The organism is Saccharopolyspora kobensis, from assembly GCF_900108315.1.
In the GTDB taxonomy this organism is placed as follows: domain Bacteria; phylum Actinomycetota; class Actinomycetes; order Mycobacteriales; family Pseudonocardiaceae; genus Saccharopolyspora; species Saccharopolyspora kobensis.
The window spans coordinates 276,656-290,347 of the sequence record NZ_FNVB01000009.1 but is presented as its reverse complement, the minus strand read 5'-3'; the positions used below and the strand labels follow the sequence as shown (position 1 = coordinate 290,347).

Below are 13,692 nucleotides of genomic sequence, written 5' to 3'. Positions count from 1 at the left end.
GCCCATGCCCGTTGCCAGGAGGCAGGTGCTGGCGGCCGCGGCGGCGGCACCGCTGGTCGCTTCGACGCTCGGCGGCACCAGCGCCGCAGCCGAAACCGTCCGCGAGACCGGGGATTACCTGGTGGGCCGGGGCATGGCCGACGTCACCGGCCCGGCCGCCGAGAACGGCATGATGGGCTACTCGATGCCCCAGCAGCAGACCGCGGGCATCCACCTTCGCACCCTCGCGCGCGCGTTCGTGGTGGCCGACGGGGAGAAGCGCATCGCGTTCGTCACCGCCGAGCTCGGCGCGGTGTTCCAGTCGGTGCACCAAGGAGTGCTGCGCAAGCTCCGGGAGACCTACGGCGACCTCTACACCGAGCAGAACGTGCTGCTCAACGCCACGCACACGCACGCGGCCTGCGGGGGCGACTCGCACTACGCCGCCTACGACCTCGCGATCCTCGGCTTCCAGGAGCAGACCTACAACGCCGTCGTGGACGGCATCACCGAGGCGATCTCCCGAGCGCACGCCGACCTCAAGCCCGGCACCGCGCACCTCGGGCGAGCCGTGCTGACCGACGCCAGCGCCAACCGGTCCCGCAGCGCCTTCGACCTCAACCCCCAGCCGGACAAGGACCACTTCCCGCTGGGCATCGACCCGGCGGTGACCGTGCTGCGCTTCGCGCAGGGCAGCCGGGACGTCGGCGCGATCACCTGGTTCGCCACCCACGGCACCTCGATGACCAACACGAACCGGCTGATCAGCTCGGACAACAAGGGCTACGCCGCGTTCGCCTGGGAGCAGCTCGACCCGGACTTCGTGGCCTGCTTCGCGCAGACCAACGCCGGCGACATGTCGCCGAACCTGAACCTCTCGCCCGGTTCCGGCCCGACCGAGGACGAGTTCGAGAACACCCGGATCATCGGCGACCGCCAGTTCCGCGCCGCCAAGCGCGCTTTCGACGCGGCCCAGGAGCAGATCACCGGCGCGGTGGACCACCGGATGTGCTTCGTCGACCTGTCGAAGGTCACTGTGGACGGTCGCTTCACCCCGGACGGCCAGCAGCACACGACCTGCACGGCGGCGATCGGCGTGTCCATGCTCGCCGGGAGCCGCGAGGACGGCCCGGGACTGCCGATCCCGGAGGGCATCCGCAACCCGTTCCTCGACTGGCTCGGCGGCGCGGACGCACCGATCCCCGACGGGCTCGCCGACGCGCAGGCGCCCAAGCCGATCGCGGTGCCCTTCGGCGCGATGAAGCCCTACCCGTGGTGCCCGGAAGTCCTGCCGCTGCAGCTGGTCCGCATCGGCCAGCTGCACCTGGTGGCGGTGCCCGCCGAGTGCACCATCGTCGCCGGGCTGCGGCTGCGCCAGGCGGTGGCCGACGAGCTGGGCGTGCCGCTGGAGAACGTGCTGGTGCAGGGCTACGCCAACGCCTACAGCCAGTACGTGACCACGCCGGAGGAGTACGACGCGCAGCAGTACGAAGGCGCCTCGACGCTGTTCGGCCGCTACACGCTGCCCGCCTACCAGCAGGAGTTCGCCCGGCTGGCCGCGGCGATGCGCTCCGGCGCCTCCGTGCCGCCGGGCCCGACCCCGCGCGACCTCCGCGGCAAGCTGATCAACTTCCAGCCGGGCGTGGTCTTCGACGACAAGCCGCCGGGCCGCGAGTTCGGCGACGTGCTCACCGAACCGGCCGCCCGCTACCGCCGCGCCGAGCAGGTGACCGCGGAGTTCGTGACCGGCCACCCGAAGAACGACCTCCGCACCGGCGGCACCTTCGCCGAGGTGCAGCGCCAGGTGGGCGGCGAGTGGCGACGCGTGGCCGACGACCGCCACTGGTCGACGAAGTACCACTGGACGCGCAGCGGCGCGGCCACCTCGACGGCCAAGATCACCTGGGACATCCCGCCCAACACCCCGGCGGGCCGCTACCGGATCGTCCACCACGGCAACTGGAAGAACGGCTGGAACGGCGAGATCAGCGCCTTCACCGGAACCAGCAGGACCTTCGTGGTCACCTGACCGGTGGTCGAGGCGGGCGGGGTCGTGAGTGCACAACGGTGTTCCAGCACCGCGAAGCACTCACGACCTCTTTCACAGCCAGCCGCTGCCGATCCGGTCCAGGCGCTGGTGGATCTCGGCCGACCAGTCCACCTGGTGCACCGTCGCGTAGTCGACGTGCAGGACGTTGGCGACGTCCCGCTCGCCCGTGAGCAGGCCGGGCCTGCGGTCGGCTTCCAGGACCACGTCCATGCCGTCCGGTCCGGCGAGGAAGGACACCTCGAGCTCGTTGATCCGGCGATACCTCGGCGAGCCGCGGAACTCGATCTCCTGGTGGAACGGCAGCTGCTGCCGGGTCCGGCGGAACCGGCCCATCTCGACGTCGGCGTGGTGCAGGTGGAAGCCCAGTCGCTCCACCGCCTCCAGCAGCACGTGCTGCGCGGGCAGCGCACCGATGCCGATCGGATCGGTGTCGGTCGCGTCGAACGCCCCCTTGATCTCCAGCTGGGTGCGCACCGCGACGACCATGCCCGGCAGCGGTCGGTCCTTGTAGTGCGTGATGGGCGTTTCGAACGGGGCCTGGGCCTGGAAGGGGAACTCGACGACCTGCCCCGGCTCCAGCACGACCCCGCGCTGCACGTCGACCCGCCCGACGGGGCGCATCAGCTCGCGCTCCCGGTCGTCGGCGGTCTCGTGCTCGACCCGCGTGACGAACTCGACGAAGACGCCGTCCAGATGTTGCTGGATCTCCCCGCTGCGCAACCGGATGCTCCCGTGCACGACACCACCTGGCTGCACTCCGGGCGTGTGCAGCACGGTCTCCACCTCAGCGCCACCAATCCCCACGGCGGCCAACAACTTCTTGAACATGCCTCCCAGTCTCCCGTCCCGCGGACTCCGAAGTCGGCCGAACGGCCGAATCCGCGCTGAGGGCTTCGCTACTCTCCCATCACTGGCGCTTTCCGCCTTGGGGAAGGTGATGTCGTGGGTGAGAAGCGACGCGCGCTGCTCATCGCCACCGATACCTACTCGGACAAGACCTTCCGCCGGCTCCGGACGCCCCGCGCCGATGCCGACGCCCTGGCGGCCGTGCTGACCGATCCGGCCATCGGCGGGTACGAGGTCGAGACGCTGCACAATCCGCCCGCGCACGAGGCGAACCTGACGATCGAGGACCTCTTCGCCGCAGCACGGTCGGACGAACTCGCCCTGCTCCACATCTCCGGGCACGGCATCAAGGACGACTACGGCCGGCTGCACCTGGCGATGACCAACTCCCGCCACGACCGGCTCAACGCGACCGCGGTCAACGCCCAGTTCGTCCGCAACCAGATGGACAACACCCGTTCCCGAGGTGTCGTGGTCCTGCTGGACTGCTGCTTCGCCGGCGCGTTCCCGGCCGGATCTGCGCACCGGACCGGCGAGAACGCCGGAGTCCTCGACCAGCTGGGCGGACGCGGCAGCGCGGTGATGACGTCCTCCTCGGCGTTGGAGTACTCCTTCGAGCCGGACGACCCGGACGGCTCCACCGTCACCGGCACCGCGCAGTCATCGGTGTTCACCGCAGCACTGGTCAAGGGCCTGCGAACCGGCGCCGCCGACCGCAACGGCGACGGCCTGGTCGACGTCGACGAGCTTTACGAGTTCATCTACGAAGAAGTCCGAGCGGCCCGGAAACCCCAGACTCCCGGGCTCGACAGCAGGTTCCAAGGCCGCTTGATCGTGGCCAGCAGCAACGCGCCCCGCTTGCCCGCCGATCTCGGCCGAGCCGCGCGCAGCACCCTGCCCGCGGTGCGATCGGCCGCCGTGGAGGAGCTGGCCGCCCTGCTGAGTTCAGGAACGCCCAGCACAGCGGACGCTGCGCGCACTGCACTCGCGGAACTCGCCGACGACGACAGCCGAACCGTGTCCACTGCGGCGAAGGCCGCTCTCGGAGGCATTGGCACCGCCGCCCCCGAAGAACCCACCCGCTCGACATCGCCTCCGGTGAGACTGCGCCGAAAGCGCCTGACGTTCGGGCGACTGCTCATCGGCGCAGCGCTCGCTGCTGCGGCGATAGCACTCGCATCGCTGATCGTCGACGCGATCGGCGGGCGGGGCACCACTGCCGGAGAAGATCCGGCCACCAAGTCCTGCGCCTACCAGCCGAACGAAGCGGCTGCGAGCGGCCCGCCACCGCCCAGCGGCGAGGTGCCGACGACCGGCATCGTGCACGCCACCATCAACACCAACATCGGCCCGATCCCGGTGGCGCTGAACCGCTCGCTGGCCCCGTGCGCGGTGGCCAGCTTCGTCGCGCTCGCGGAGTCGGGCTTCTACGACCGGACCGGGTGCGCTGATAGCGGGCAGTACGCGTTGCGGTGCGGGTTCGACCGCGAGCCCGGTTATGCGGTGCCTGTCGAGACCCGCTCCGAACCGCAGATCCGCAGCGGGGTCCTGTGGCAGATGCCGGGCCACTCCACCGAGCTCATGTTCAGCTTCGCGGATCCCGTCGCACAACCGGTGGAGTTCACGGCGCTGGGCACCGTCTCCCGAGAGGGTTTGGTGGTCATCGGCAACAAGGTCCACGAGAACCTGGCGGCGAGCAACGAGCACTTGGCCGACGTGGTGATCAACGACGTCGTCGTCCAGGAATAGCGGCGCCCGGTCCGACCACGTCGCACGTGACCTGCGTCACCACACTACAGTTGATCTGTTGATTTTCGATAGATACCGATCGACAATCGATACATGCACTCGTTCATCATCACCGCCCTCCGGATCGGCATCGTCGGCGCGATCGCGGCCGGACTCTTCGGTCAGATCGTGGTCATCCCGACGACGGCGGCCGACGAGGTCGAGCTCTTCCCGCCGTACGCACCGCTCGCCGTGCCCTACGCGACGGCCGCGATCATCGGCGTGGCCTGCGTCCAGGTCGTGCTCCTGGCGGCGTGGATGCTGCTCGCGATGGTCCAGCGCGACGCGATCTTCAGCTCGCGGGCCTTCCGCTGGGTCGACGCCATCATCGGCGCGACGCTCCTGGCCACGCTGGTCGCGGCCGGAGTCGCCGGTCACCTGGCGGTGGCCGAGATCCCGTCGCCCGACGACGGCATGGCGGTCGTCGGCGCGCTGGGTGCCGCGACCGCGTGCGTCGGCGTGGGCGCTTCGTTCGCGATGGTCGTGGTGATCCTGCGCAGCCTCCTGCGCAAGGCGACGGAGATGAAGACCGAGATCGCCGGGGTGATCTGATGGCGATCATCGTCGACCTCGACGTCCAGCTCGCCAAGCGCGGCATGTCCGTCGGCGAGTTCGCCGAGGCCGTCGGCATCACGCCCGCCAACATCGCGGTGCTGAAGAACGGCCGGGCCAAGGCGGTCCGGTTCACCACGCTCGACGCGATCTGCCGCACGCTCGACTGCCAACCCGGAGACGTCCTCCGCTGGGTCCCCGACGACTGATCCGGCGCGGAGAACCGTTCGCGCAGCGGCATTCCGTCCGCGGTGGCATGCGTCGGCGAATTCACCGCCATACGAGATGCCGCCGAATCCCGCGAGCCGAAATCGGCACCAGCACCTCATCGATCGGCGCGGAAATCGTGAAACTCCTTATCCCCAGCTGCCGCAACGGTTTTCGCTGTGGGGAAGCGGTTTTCCAGCTTCGCGCCGCCAGATCAGCCGATGGAACGGCGCAATCATCCTCAAGGGTGGCGAAAGATTCCCTATGGGGTGGTTGCGAAGGCGCACCGACCCGAACCGATGCACCGTACATCTTGCCGCTCGGCGTGCACCCCCCAGGTCCCGGAAATCCGGGACAGCCGCCGAACGGCCCGAATATGGATGGGAGTTCATGCAATGCGCACTACGCTTCGTCTGATCGGTGTCACTGCTACCTGCGCCGCGGCTCTGGCGATCGGGTCCCCCGCCTTCGCTGGTGGGCACCACCACGGGGACAACGCCGGGTCTTACGCCCAGGGCGGCAACGGCGTCGGCGGCAACGGCGGCGTCGGCGTCAACGTCCTGAGCGGCATCAGCCTGCTGTCCAGCGGTGACGGCGGCAACGCCTCCGCGGGCAACGGCGGCGCGGGTGTCGGCGGCGACGCCAGCTCGGCGGCGTTCAACGACTGACGTCTGATCCACGCCTGATCGAAGAGTGCGCCGACCGGCTCCCACCGGTCGGCGCACTCGCGCGCCCAGCCGGAAAGGTCTTCACACCAGAGCGCAGTCGATCCCGCAGTGCAGGACATCGGATCCGCCACTCCACCATGGCCCTCCAAGACCCACACCAGTCCGCCGACCACGCACCCGTGCTTCGAGCGTCCCGGCCCGGAACTGCGACGGGCGGCCGGGTGGGTCATCCGGCCTGCGCTCGGTTCACCAGGTCTCGGGCGAGTTCCACCACCTCGTCAGGGTCGAACTCCATCGCGTTCTCGCCAACCGTGATCTCGAACGAGCACCGCGACGGATCCGGCGATGAGCGGACCTTGATGAACAGCTGCGTGCCCGTCTCGGCGAGCATTCGGGCACCGGCCCGCTCGACCGCCGCTTTGGCGGCGGGAACGTGGACGTGGAACAGCGGAGTCTGCGGCGGATCGGGAAACACGCGCACGGTCCCGTCCGCGTTGAGCGCGGCGGCGATCGCGACGGCGTGATCGCGGAACTCCGCCATCCGCGGCACGAGCCGGTCCAGCCCTGCCAGCGCGCCCAGCGCCAACGGCCAAGCGTTCGGGATCGCACCGCCAAGGCGCTTTCGCCACACCGCGGCCTCGGCCACCGTCTCCTCATCGCCGGCCAGCACGGCGCCGCGAACACCTTGCAGACCCTTGTAGAGCGACACGTAGACGGTGTCGAAGAGCCCGGCGATCTCCGCGTGCGGGCGGTCGTAGAACGGTTGCGCTTCGAAGATCCGCCCACCGTCGAGGTGCACCGCCGCACCGCGCGACCGGACCAGGTCGACCTGCTCGCACAGCTGCTCCCACTCCGGGAGCAGCCCGCCGAGATCCCGCTGCGGCAGTTCCCACACCACGGCGGCCAGCGGTTCGCCGACGGCGGCCAGATCCGCCTTGCGCAGCAGCTGATTCCGGTCCCCGACCGGGTGGAACCGCAGTCCGTGAACCGCGTTGTAACCCTGCAGCTCCCAGTTGTCGAGGTGCAGATGCGGATGCCCGGCGAACGTCCACCGCCCCCGCCGCTGCGCGTGCACCCGCAACGCCACCTGCTGAGCCATCGCGCCGGTGGGGAAGAACAACGCCGCGGGAGTCCCCACCAGCTCGGCGATCCGCGCCTCCAGCACGGCCACCGGTTCCTCCGGCAACGTCTCCGGACCGACCAGATCGGCCCACTGCCGCAACAGGTCGTGCGGCTTGAGCCGAAGAACGGAGTGCAAGGCCAGCGAACGCCGAACCACCGAACCACCCATGACCCGGAAGCCTGCCAACAACCACCGACATCCCATGACGGCGGTGAACACCGGCTCAACCGCTGTCAGGCGGCCACCACCCCGCGGCGCGCGCCCGACGAGAGCGCAATACAAGAAGCCCCAGATCGTGGATCTGGGGCTTTGCGCTCCTCCGACTGGACTCGAACCAGTAACCCTTCGATTAACAGTCGAATGCTCTGCCAATTGAGCTACGGAGGAATGTTCTTTTGTTCCGTCAGCTCGTCTCGCTGACATGGACTACTTTAGCGCATCCCCCGCGGAGCTTTCACGGGACCCCCCTCTTATCGATCGTCGGCGTGTCTTCGCAGGTCACAGGCGGTGCACCACCGCGAAGACGCGGCGGAACGGGAACCACGTCACCCCGTCGGGGCGCTGCGGGTAGGCCGTTGCGAGGCGGGACGCGAGCTCGGCGCGGAATTCCTCCCACTCCTCGTCGCCCAGGGCGTCGCGGACCGGGCGGAGCGCCGTTCCCGTCACCCATTCCAGGACCGGGTCGGGGCCTTGCAGGGCGTGGACGTAGGTCGTCTCCCAAGCGTCCACGGCAACACCGAGATCCGCGAGGGCGTCGGCGTAGCCCACCGGCGTGAGCACCGTGTCGGCTCGCAGGACGCCCGCCCGGCCTCGCCAGCGCGGCTCGGCGAGCAGTTCGCGGATCGCCACGTAGGACGGCGATTCGAAGTTGCCCGGGACCTGGAAGGCGAACCAGGCGCCCGACGGCAGTTCGGGCAGCCAGCGGCGCAGCAGTTCCACGTGCTCGGGAACCCACTGCAGGACCGCGTTGCACAGCACGACATCGGTGTCCGGCAGCGGTTTCCAGTCCCGGACGTCCTCCAGGCGGGCGGGGACTCCGCGGGCTCGCGCGGCTTCGACCATCTCCGAGGACGAGTCGGTGGCCTCGACCTCGGCGTCCGGCCAGCGGTCGGTGAGCAGCGACGTCAGGTTGCCCGCGCCGCAGCCGAGGTCGACCACCCGGCGCGCTCGCTCGGCCCCGACCCTGGCCATCAGGTCGTGGGCCGGGCGGTCCCGCTGTTCGCTGAACGTCAGATACTTCTGCGGATCCCACATGCCGAGCCTCCCTAGCAGTACGCTCGTACTGTATTCCTGGAGGTGCTCGGATGTCGAGCGATCAGCGCTCTTTCGCGCGGTTCAGCTGCTCGACGACGGTGGCGGCGAACTCCGCGACCGCTGCTTCGTCCGCTCCCCGATCCGGCCGCACCTGGAGCACGATCCCGTCCTGACCGGGGACTTTGCGCTGCACGAACCACGCTCCCCCGCCGGGCAGGTCGCGGTGGTGGCGGGAGCGGATCGACTTGTTCACGCGCTCGTGCACGACGTCGGGCAGGCGCCTGGGCTCGGTCAGCTGCAGGCGGCGGTCCGGCAGGTCGCGCAGCAGCACCGCACCACCCGCATCGCCGGTCTCCTCTGCCTCGACCAGCGTGAGCGCGCCGTTCTTCCAGGTGGCCTTGCTCAGCAGGTGCCAGCCGATGCGGCGTCCCTCCGGCAGCCAGAGGCCGAGGTGCGTGGCGACCAGCGCACCGTCCGACGTCCGGGCCACCGCCAGGACGTGCTCCTCCGGCGCGAGCTCTCCGGCGAAGTCGGCCGGCAGCTCGGCCGTGCCGCTCAACCGGGCGCCCAGCCGACGCAGCCAGGTGATCACATCGTCCCCATGATCTTTTCCAGCAGGGCCTTTCGGTAGCCCTCCAGCGCGATGAGGTCGCCGAACAGCGCGTTGTACTCCTCGGCGTCCTCCACCGGCGAGATCCGCTGGACGTTCGACTTGATGTCCGCGATCTGCCTGCTGACCAGGCGCTCCTGCATGCGAGTGATCAAGTCCGCGACGTAGCGCGGGCCGTCATCGCTCTGCACGTCCAGCGGCTCCGCGACGAGCTCGGTGAGCAGCCGGGCGACGACCTCGTTGCCGCACTGCTGCGCCACCGCGCCAACCAGGGAAGCGCCGTCGAGCCCGGACGCGGTGCCTCCGGCCAGCAGGATCGCGCGGTGCAGCTCGGCGTAAGCGCGCTCGGTGAAGGCATCTTCCGGCAGCGCGTCGTACGTCGGCCCGGCCAGCGCAGGCAGCTGCAGCGCCGCCTTCAGCGCCTCCCGCTCCACCAGCAGCCGGGGATCGTTGCGCGGCGGCCTGCGCGGCAGGTCGACGTCGATGCCCAGCGCGACCTGGTTCTTCGGGGCCTGCTTGCGCACGGGCCGAGCCTGTCGTCCACTGCCGCCCTTGACCCGGCGCACGACGTCGTTCTCGCTGTGCCAGCCCGACCAGCCGGCCAGCTGGACCGCGTAGTTCTCCTTGCTGCTCTGGTCCTTGATCTGCTGGACCAGCGGAATCGTCCGCTTCAGCGCGGCGACCCGGCCCTCGACGGTGGTCAGGTCGTGCTCGTTGAGCAGGCTGCGGATGGCGAACTCGAACAGCGGCCGGCGGCGGGCCACCAGATCGCGCACCGCCGCGTCGCCCTTGGCCTCGCGCAGCTCGCACGGATCCATCCCGTCCGGCGTGATCGCCACGAACGTCTGGGAGGTGAACTGCTGCTCGCCCTCGAAAGCCTTGAGCGCGGCCTTCTTTCCCGCCTCGTCGCCGTCGAAGGTGAAGATCACCTCGCCGCGGAACACGTCGTCGTCCAGCATCAGCCTGCGCAGCACCGCGATGTGCTCGTCGCCGAAGGCCGTGCCGCAGGAGGCCACCGCCGTCGGCACCCCGGCCAGGTGCATCGCCATCACGTCGGTGTAGCCCTCGACCACCACCGCCTGACGGCGCTTGGCGATCTCCCGCTTGGCCAGGTCGATGCCGAACAGCACCTGCGACTTGTTGAAGATCGGCGTCGCCGAGGTGTTGACGTACTTGGCCTGGATCGGGTCGTCGTCGAAGAGCCTGCGCGCGCCGAAACCGACCACGTCACCGCCGAGATCCTTCAACGGCCACAGCAACCGGCGGTGGAACCGGTCGATCGGGCCGCGGCGGCCCTCCTTGGAGAGCCCGCACTTGATCAGCTCGTCGAGCTCGAAGCCCTTCTGCAGCAGGATCTTCGTCAGCTTGTCCCAGCCCGCGGGCGCGAACCCGCAGCCGAAGCGCTGGGCCGCCGCCTCGTCGAAACCGCGCTCCGCCAGGTATTCGCGGGCCTTCAGAGCTTCCGGCGAGCGCAGCTGCTCGGCGTAGAACTCGGCGGCGATGCGGTGCGCCTCGACCATCCGCGCCCGCGTGCCGCGGTCGCGCTTCGGCCCCGGTGCGCCGCCCTCGTACTGCAGCTGGATGCCCGCCTGATCGGCCAGCCGCTCGACCGACTCCACGAAGCCGAGGTGCTCGATCTTCATCAGGAAGGCGATGACGTCGCCGCCCTCGCCGCAGCCGAAGCAGTGGAAGGTGCCGTGGCTGGGGCGCACGTTGAACGACGGCGTCTTCTCGTCGTGGAACGGGCACAGGCCCTTCTGCGCGCCGCCCCCGGCGCTGCGCAGGGCGACGTATTCGCCTACGACGTCGTCGATCCGGATGCGATCGCGCACTTCGGCGATGTCGCTCTCCCGGATCCTGCCTGCCACGCGGCCCAGTCTAGGGGCATTGCGATCGGCACCGTCCAGGTGTCCGCTCCTGGAGGCTGGCGCGCCACACTTCGGTCTGCTCGCGCTGCCGCTGCGGCAGAATCATCGACGTGACCGTCACCAGCACCGAGCTCGCCGCGGAATTCGACCAGCACCGGAACCGGCTGATCGGCCTCGGCTACCGGCTCACCGGCCGGATCGCCGACGCCGAGGACGCGGTGCAGGACGCCTGGCTGCGGCTGGCGACGGTCGACCGCGACGACATCCGCGACCTGGGCGCCTGGTTGACCACGGTGGTCAGCAGGCTGTGCCTGGACCGGATGCGCTCGGCGGCGGTGCAGCGCGAGCAGTACGTCGGCCCGTGGCTGCCGGAACCGCTGGTGACCTCGCTCGACGACGACCCGGGCGACATCGTGGCCGGTCAGGACGATCTGCGGATGGCCGCGTTGCGCGTGCTGCACGAGCTGCCGCCGGACCAGCGGCTGGCCTTCGTGCTGCACGACGGCTTCGAGGTGCCGTTCGCCGAGATCGCCGAGGTGCTCGGTTGCAGCGTCGTCGCGGCCCGGCAGCACGCCTCGCGGGCGCGGCGGGCGATGGCCGACGCCGACCCGCCGCAGCGGGTGCCGCTGCCCGAGCAGCAGCGGGTGGTGGAGGCGTTCCTCGCCGCGCTGGCGTCGAAGGACGTCGACGCGGTCGCCCGCACGCTGCACCCGACGGTCGTGGTCCTCGGCGACAGCGGCGGCAAGGCGCGCACCGCCCGGCGCCCGGTCGTGGGCATCGACAAGGTGGCCCGGTTCGCCGTGGGGCTCATGCAGAAGTACGACGACAAGCTGCTGGAGAACATCCGCCTGGTGCTGGTCAACGGCGACCTCGGCGTCCTGCTGCCCGGCTCTCCCGAGGTCGCGCCGCGCGTGTTCACCATCGCGATCCGCGACGGTCGGCCCGCGGAGATCTTCGACGTGGTCAACCCGGACAAGCTCACCCGGATCCCGTGGTGACCGTGAGCGCTTCGGGGTGTTCTGGCCCCCGAAGCGCTCACGGGCTGTCAGCTCGGGTCGGTGATCCGGGCGAGGAAGTAGAGGGCTCCGGTGGCCTGGTGGCGGACCAGGAACAGGAAGGGCCGGTCGACCTCGACCCGGATCGGCTCGGGCTCCTGGACGATCGCCGTCAGGCGCATCATCACCGCCGTCGCCGCCGCGCCCTCCAGGCCCTTCTCGTCCACCTCCAGCACCGACTGGTGCAGCACCGCGGAGACCCGCAACGACCGGTCGGTCAGCGGCGAGAAGTCCGCAGCCGGGGTGAACAGGTCGTGGACGCCGAGGGCACCGAGCGGCTGGGTCAGCTCGGCGTCACCGGTGACGTCGAACTTCGGCAGGAACAGCTCCACGCGCTGCTGCTTCACCGCGTCCAGGAGTCCGCTCAGCCGGGCCGCGTCGAGGTCCGGCTCGGCCCGGTCGAGGCCTTCGTCCGGGAGCAGGACCACGGCCTCCACTCCCCCGGCGGCGGGCAGGCTGACCGCTTGCCAGCCATCCGCCGCGGCGTAGCCGAAACGCCTGGTGACGTGCATCGTCGACACCTCGCGGGTGCCTGCCGGGGCGTGGAAGGGACGCGCGGTGGTGGCGTGCTCGTCGAACGCCTCGCGCCACGAGACCTTCAGGTAGAGCGCGTTGACCAGCGCGGCGACCGTGTCCGTGCGCACCGAGCCGGCGGGCAGCAGCTCCGGGATCAGCTCCCGGGTGGTTTCCGCGACGTCGGTGTTGATCAGCCGTCGGGACTTCTCCGGGTCGGTGCGGAACGGCGCGTTGCGCACGTCGCTGCCGGGCCAGTCCTTGAGCGCGCGCACGTAGGACTCCTCGACGTGCAGGTCCTCGTGCGCCCACAGCGTGTTCGCCACCGCCAGCACCGGTGGTTCGGCCGCGCCGCCCGCGGTCAGCTCGGCCGCGCCGCCGAGCACGTCGAGCAGTGCGGTCGGGTCCGCGCGCAGGGCGGTGATCAGTTCTTCCCTGGTCCGGCCGCCGGTCGCGGCGGCGGCCAGGCCGAGTGCGCTGGACACCGAGTACGGCGACCAGCAGAACTGCTCGTCCGGCTGCGGGGCGAGCTTCCGGTGCAGGGACAGGCTGAAGTCGAGGTGTTCGCTCACGGCCGCTGGGCTCCGTTCCGCGTCGGCTGGCTCCGGGCTGATCCCGAGTCTGCCAGCCGACCGGCCCACCCGGCCGCCCTCGCACGCGAATCGTTGGCTTCCACGCGAACCGTGGTTGGCCACCGCAGGCGCACGACTCGCCCTCGCAACTCGCACCGCCGCGGGTTCTCAGACGTCGCTCGGCGAGGACGGCCCGCTCGCCGTGTTGGGACTGCGGGAGCCCGCGGCCAGGCGGTCTCCGAGCTTCCGCCACCCGCACCGCAACGCAGAACGAGACTGGAAACCCGCAGCGGTCAGCGGAGGGATTCTTCGATGTCGGACAGGCCCATCAGGCGGAGTTCCTGGGCGATGTAGCTGGCCGCGCGCTGGGCCGCCGGGTCCTGCCAGTGCAGGTCGTTGACCCAGTCGGCCAGGTTGTCCGTGTTGACGTAGGGCTCGCCGCCGACGACGAGCTTCTGGATGTAGTGCCGGTTGCGCATCGGGGTCTCCTCGCGACCCGGTGATGTCGGGGGCCGGGCCGCTGGCGTGTTCGGGGGTCGGGCACCGCCGGCGGTCGGGACCTACCAGCGGACACTCTGCGTAAGCGTCAAGGAGAAACCCAGATCAA

Annotated in this window: 13 protein-coding genes and 1 tRNA gene; 6 read left to right on the top strand and 8 right to left on the bottom strand. The window is 70.2% G+C overall.

Going from position 1 to position 13,692, the window contains the following annotated elements:
- Positions 1–4 precede the first annotated feature (4 nt).
- The gene (locus C4T78_RS28535) at positions 5–2,008 is read left to right on the top strand and encodes a neutral/alkaline ceramidase (protein ID WP_093351764.1); all 2,004 of its coding nucleotides are present in this window, start codon (positions 5–7) and stop codon (positions 2,006–2,008) included.
- Positions 2,009–2,080: 72 nt separating this feature from the next.
- On the opposite strand, the gene C4T78_RS28530 is transcribed toward C4T78_RS28535, so the two are convergent.
- Positions 2,081–2,857 carry a sporulation protein gene (locus C4T78_RS28530; RefSeq protein WP_093351761.1) on the bottom strand — a complete coding sequence of 259 codons (777 nt, stop codon included), beginning with the start codon at positions 2,855–2,857 and terminating at the stop codon, positions 2,081–2,083.
- Positions 2,858–2,971: 114 nt separating this feature from the next.
- Here C4T78_RS28530 and C4T78_RS28525 point away from each other — a divergent pair, with 114 nt between their 5' ends.
- The 4 genes from C4T78_RS28525 to C4T78_RS28510 all read left to right on the top strand — a co-directional run bounded on the left by C4T78_RS28525 (position 2,972) and on the right by C4T78_RS28510 (position 6,090).
- Complete coding sequence (locus C4T78_RS28525) at positions 2,972–4,624, top strand: caspase, EACC1-associated type (RefSeq protein WP_093351759.1); 1,653 nt, start codon at positions 2,972–2,974, stop codon at positions 4,622–4,624.
- 93 nt (positions 4,625–4,717) lie between these two features.
- Positions 4,718–5,215 carry a DUF2975 domain-containing protein gene (locus C4T78_RS28520; protein ID WP_093351756.1) on the top strand — a complete coding sequence of 166 codons (498 nt, stop codon included), beginning with the start codon at positions 4,718–4,720 and terminating at the stop codon, positions 5,213–5,215.
- Positions 5,215–5,424 carry a helix-turn-helix domain-containing protein gene (locus C4T78_RS28515; RefSeq protein WP_093151955.1) on the top strand — a complete coding sequence of 70 codons (210 nt, stop codon included), beginning with the start codon at positions 5,215–5,217 and terminating at the stop codon, positions 5,422–5,424. The genes C4T78_RS28520 and C4T78_RS28515 overlap by 1 nt, the downstream gene beginning before the upstream one ends.
- Positions 5,425–5,817: 393 nt before the next feature.
- Complete coding sequence (locus C4T78_RS28510) at positions 5,818–6,090, top strand: hypothetical protein (RefSeq protein WP_093351753.1); 273 nt, start codon at positions 5,818–5,820, stop codon at positions 6,088–6,090.
- Between the two features lie 226 nt (positions 6,091–6,316).
- On the opposite strand, the gene C4T78_RS28505 is transcribed toward C4T78_RS28510, so the two are convergent.
- The 5 genes from C4T78_RS28505 to dnaG all read right to left on the bottom strand — a co-directional run bounded on the left by C4T78_RS28505 (position 6,317) and on the right by dnaG (position 10,945).
- Positions 6,317–7,381 (bottom strand): threonine aldolase family protein, encoded by a 1,065-nt coding sequence (locus C4T78_RS28505; protein ID WP_220389071.1) that lies wholly within the window; start codon positions 7,379–7,381, stop codon positions 6,317–6,319.
- Positions 7,382–7,527: 146 nt separating this feature from the next.
- Positions 7,528–7,600: transfer RNA gene (locus tag C4T78_RS28500), tRNA-Asn, on the bottom strand.
- A gap of 111 nt (positions 7,601–7,711) precedes the next feature.
- Positions 7,712–8,467: a trans-aconitate 2-methyltransferase gene (locus C4T78_RS28495; protein ID WP_093351748.1), complete on the bottom strand. Its 756-nt coding sequence runs from the start codon at positions 8,465–8,467 to the stop codon at positions 7,712–7,714.
- A 61-nt stretch (positions 8,468–8,528) separates the two neighbouring features.
- Entirely contained in the window at positions 8,529–9,059 is a 531-nt protein-coding gene (locus C4T78_RS28490; RefSeq protein WP_093351745.1) for a hypothetical protein, read from the bottom strand.
- Positions 9,056–10,945 (bottom strand): DNA primase, encoded by a 1,890-nt coding sequence (dnaG, locus tag C4T78_RS28485; protein WP_093351743.1) that lies wholly within the window; start codon positions 10,943–10,945, stop codon positions 9,056–9,058. The genes C4T78_RS28490 and dnaG overlap by 4 nt, the downstream gene beginning before the upstream one ends.
- Before the next feature lie 104 nt (positions 10,946–11,049).
- On the opposite strand from dnaG, the gene C4T78_RS28480 reads away from it, so the two are divergent.
- Positions 11,050–11,943, top strand: coding sequence for a sigma-70 family RNA polymerase sigma factor (locus C4T78_RS28480; protein WP_093351740.1), 894 nt, complete (start codon positions 11,050–11,052; stop codon positions 11,941–11,943).
- A 47-nt stretch (positions 11,944–11,990) separates the two neighbouring features.
- Here C4T78_RS28480 and C4T78_RS28475 read toward each other — a convergent pair whose 3' ends face one another.
- Entirely contained in the window at positions 11,991–13,085 is a 1,095-nt protein-coding gene (locus C4T78_RS28475; protein WP_093351738.1) for a serpin family protein, read from the bottom strand.
- Between the two features lie 293 nt (positions 13,086–13,378).
- A complete protein-coding gene (locus C4T78_RS28470) occupies positions 13,379–13,564 on the bottom strand; it encodes a hypothetical protein (RefSeq protein ID WP_093152102.1) in 186 nt (61 codons plus the stop codon).
- Positions 13,565–13,692 lie beyond the last annotated feature (128 nt).

Excerpts from the sequence above, each read along its gene's own strand:
- C4T78_RS28520 (WP_093351756.1), top strand. The coding sequence starts at position 4,718 with ATGCACTCGTTCATCATCACCGCCCTCCGGATCGGCATCGTCGGCGCG.
- C4T78_RS28515 (WP_093151955.1), top strand. The coding sequence starts at position 5,215 with ATGGCGATCATCGTCGACCTCGACGTCCAGCTCGCCAAGCGCGGCATG.
- C4T78_RS28470 (WP_093152102.1), bottom strand. The coding sequence starts at position 13,564 with ATGCGCAACCGGCACTACATCCAGAAGCTCGTCGTCGGCGGCGAGCCC.
- C4T78_RS28505 (WP_220389071.1), bottom strand. The coding sequence starts at position 7,381 with ATGGGTGGTTCGGTGGTTCGGCGTTCGCTGGCCTTGCACTCCGTTCTT.
- C4T78_RS28495 (WP_093351748.1), bottom strand. The coding sequence starts at position 8,467 with ATGTGGGATCCGCAGAAGTATCTGACGTTCAGCGAACAGCGGGACCGC.
- C4T78_RS28535 (WP_093351764.1), top strand. The coding sequence starts at position 5 with ATGCCCGTTGCCAGGAGGCAGGTGCTGGCGGCCGCGGCGGCGGCACCG.
- C4T78_RS28530 (WP_093351761.1), bottom strand. The coding sequence starts at position 2,857 with ATGTTCAAGAAGTTGTTGGCCGCCGTGGGGATTGGTGGCGCTGAGGTG.
- C4T78_RS28510 (WP_093351753.1), top strand. The coding sequence starts at position 5,818 with ATGCGCACTACGCTTCGTCTGATCGGTGTCACTGCTACCTGCGCCGCG.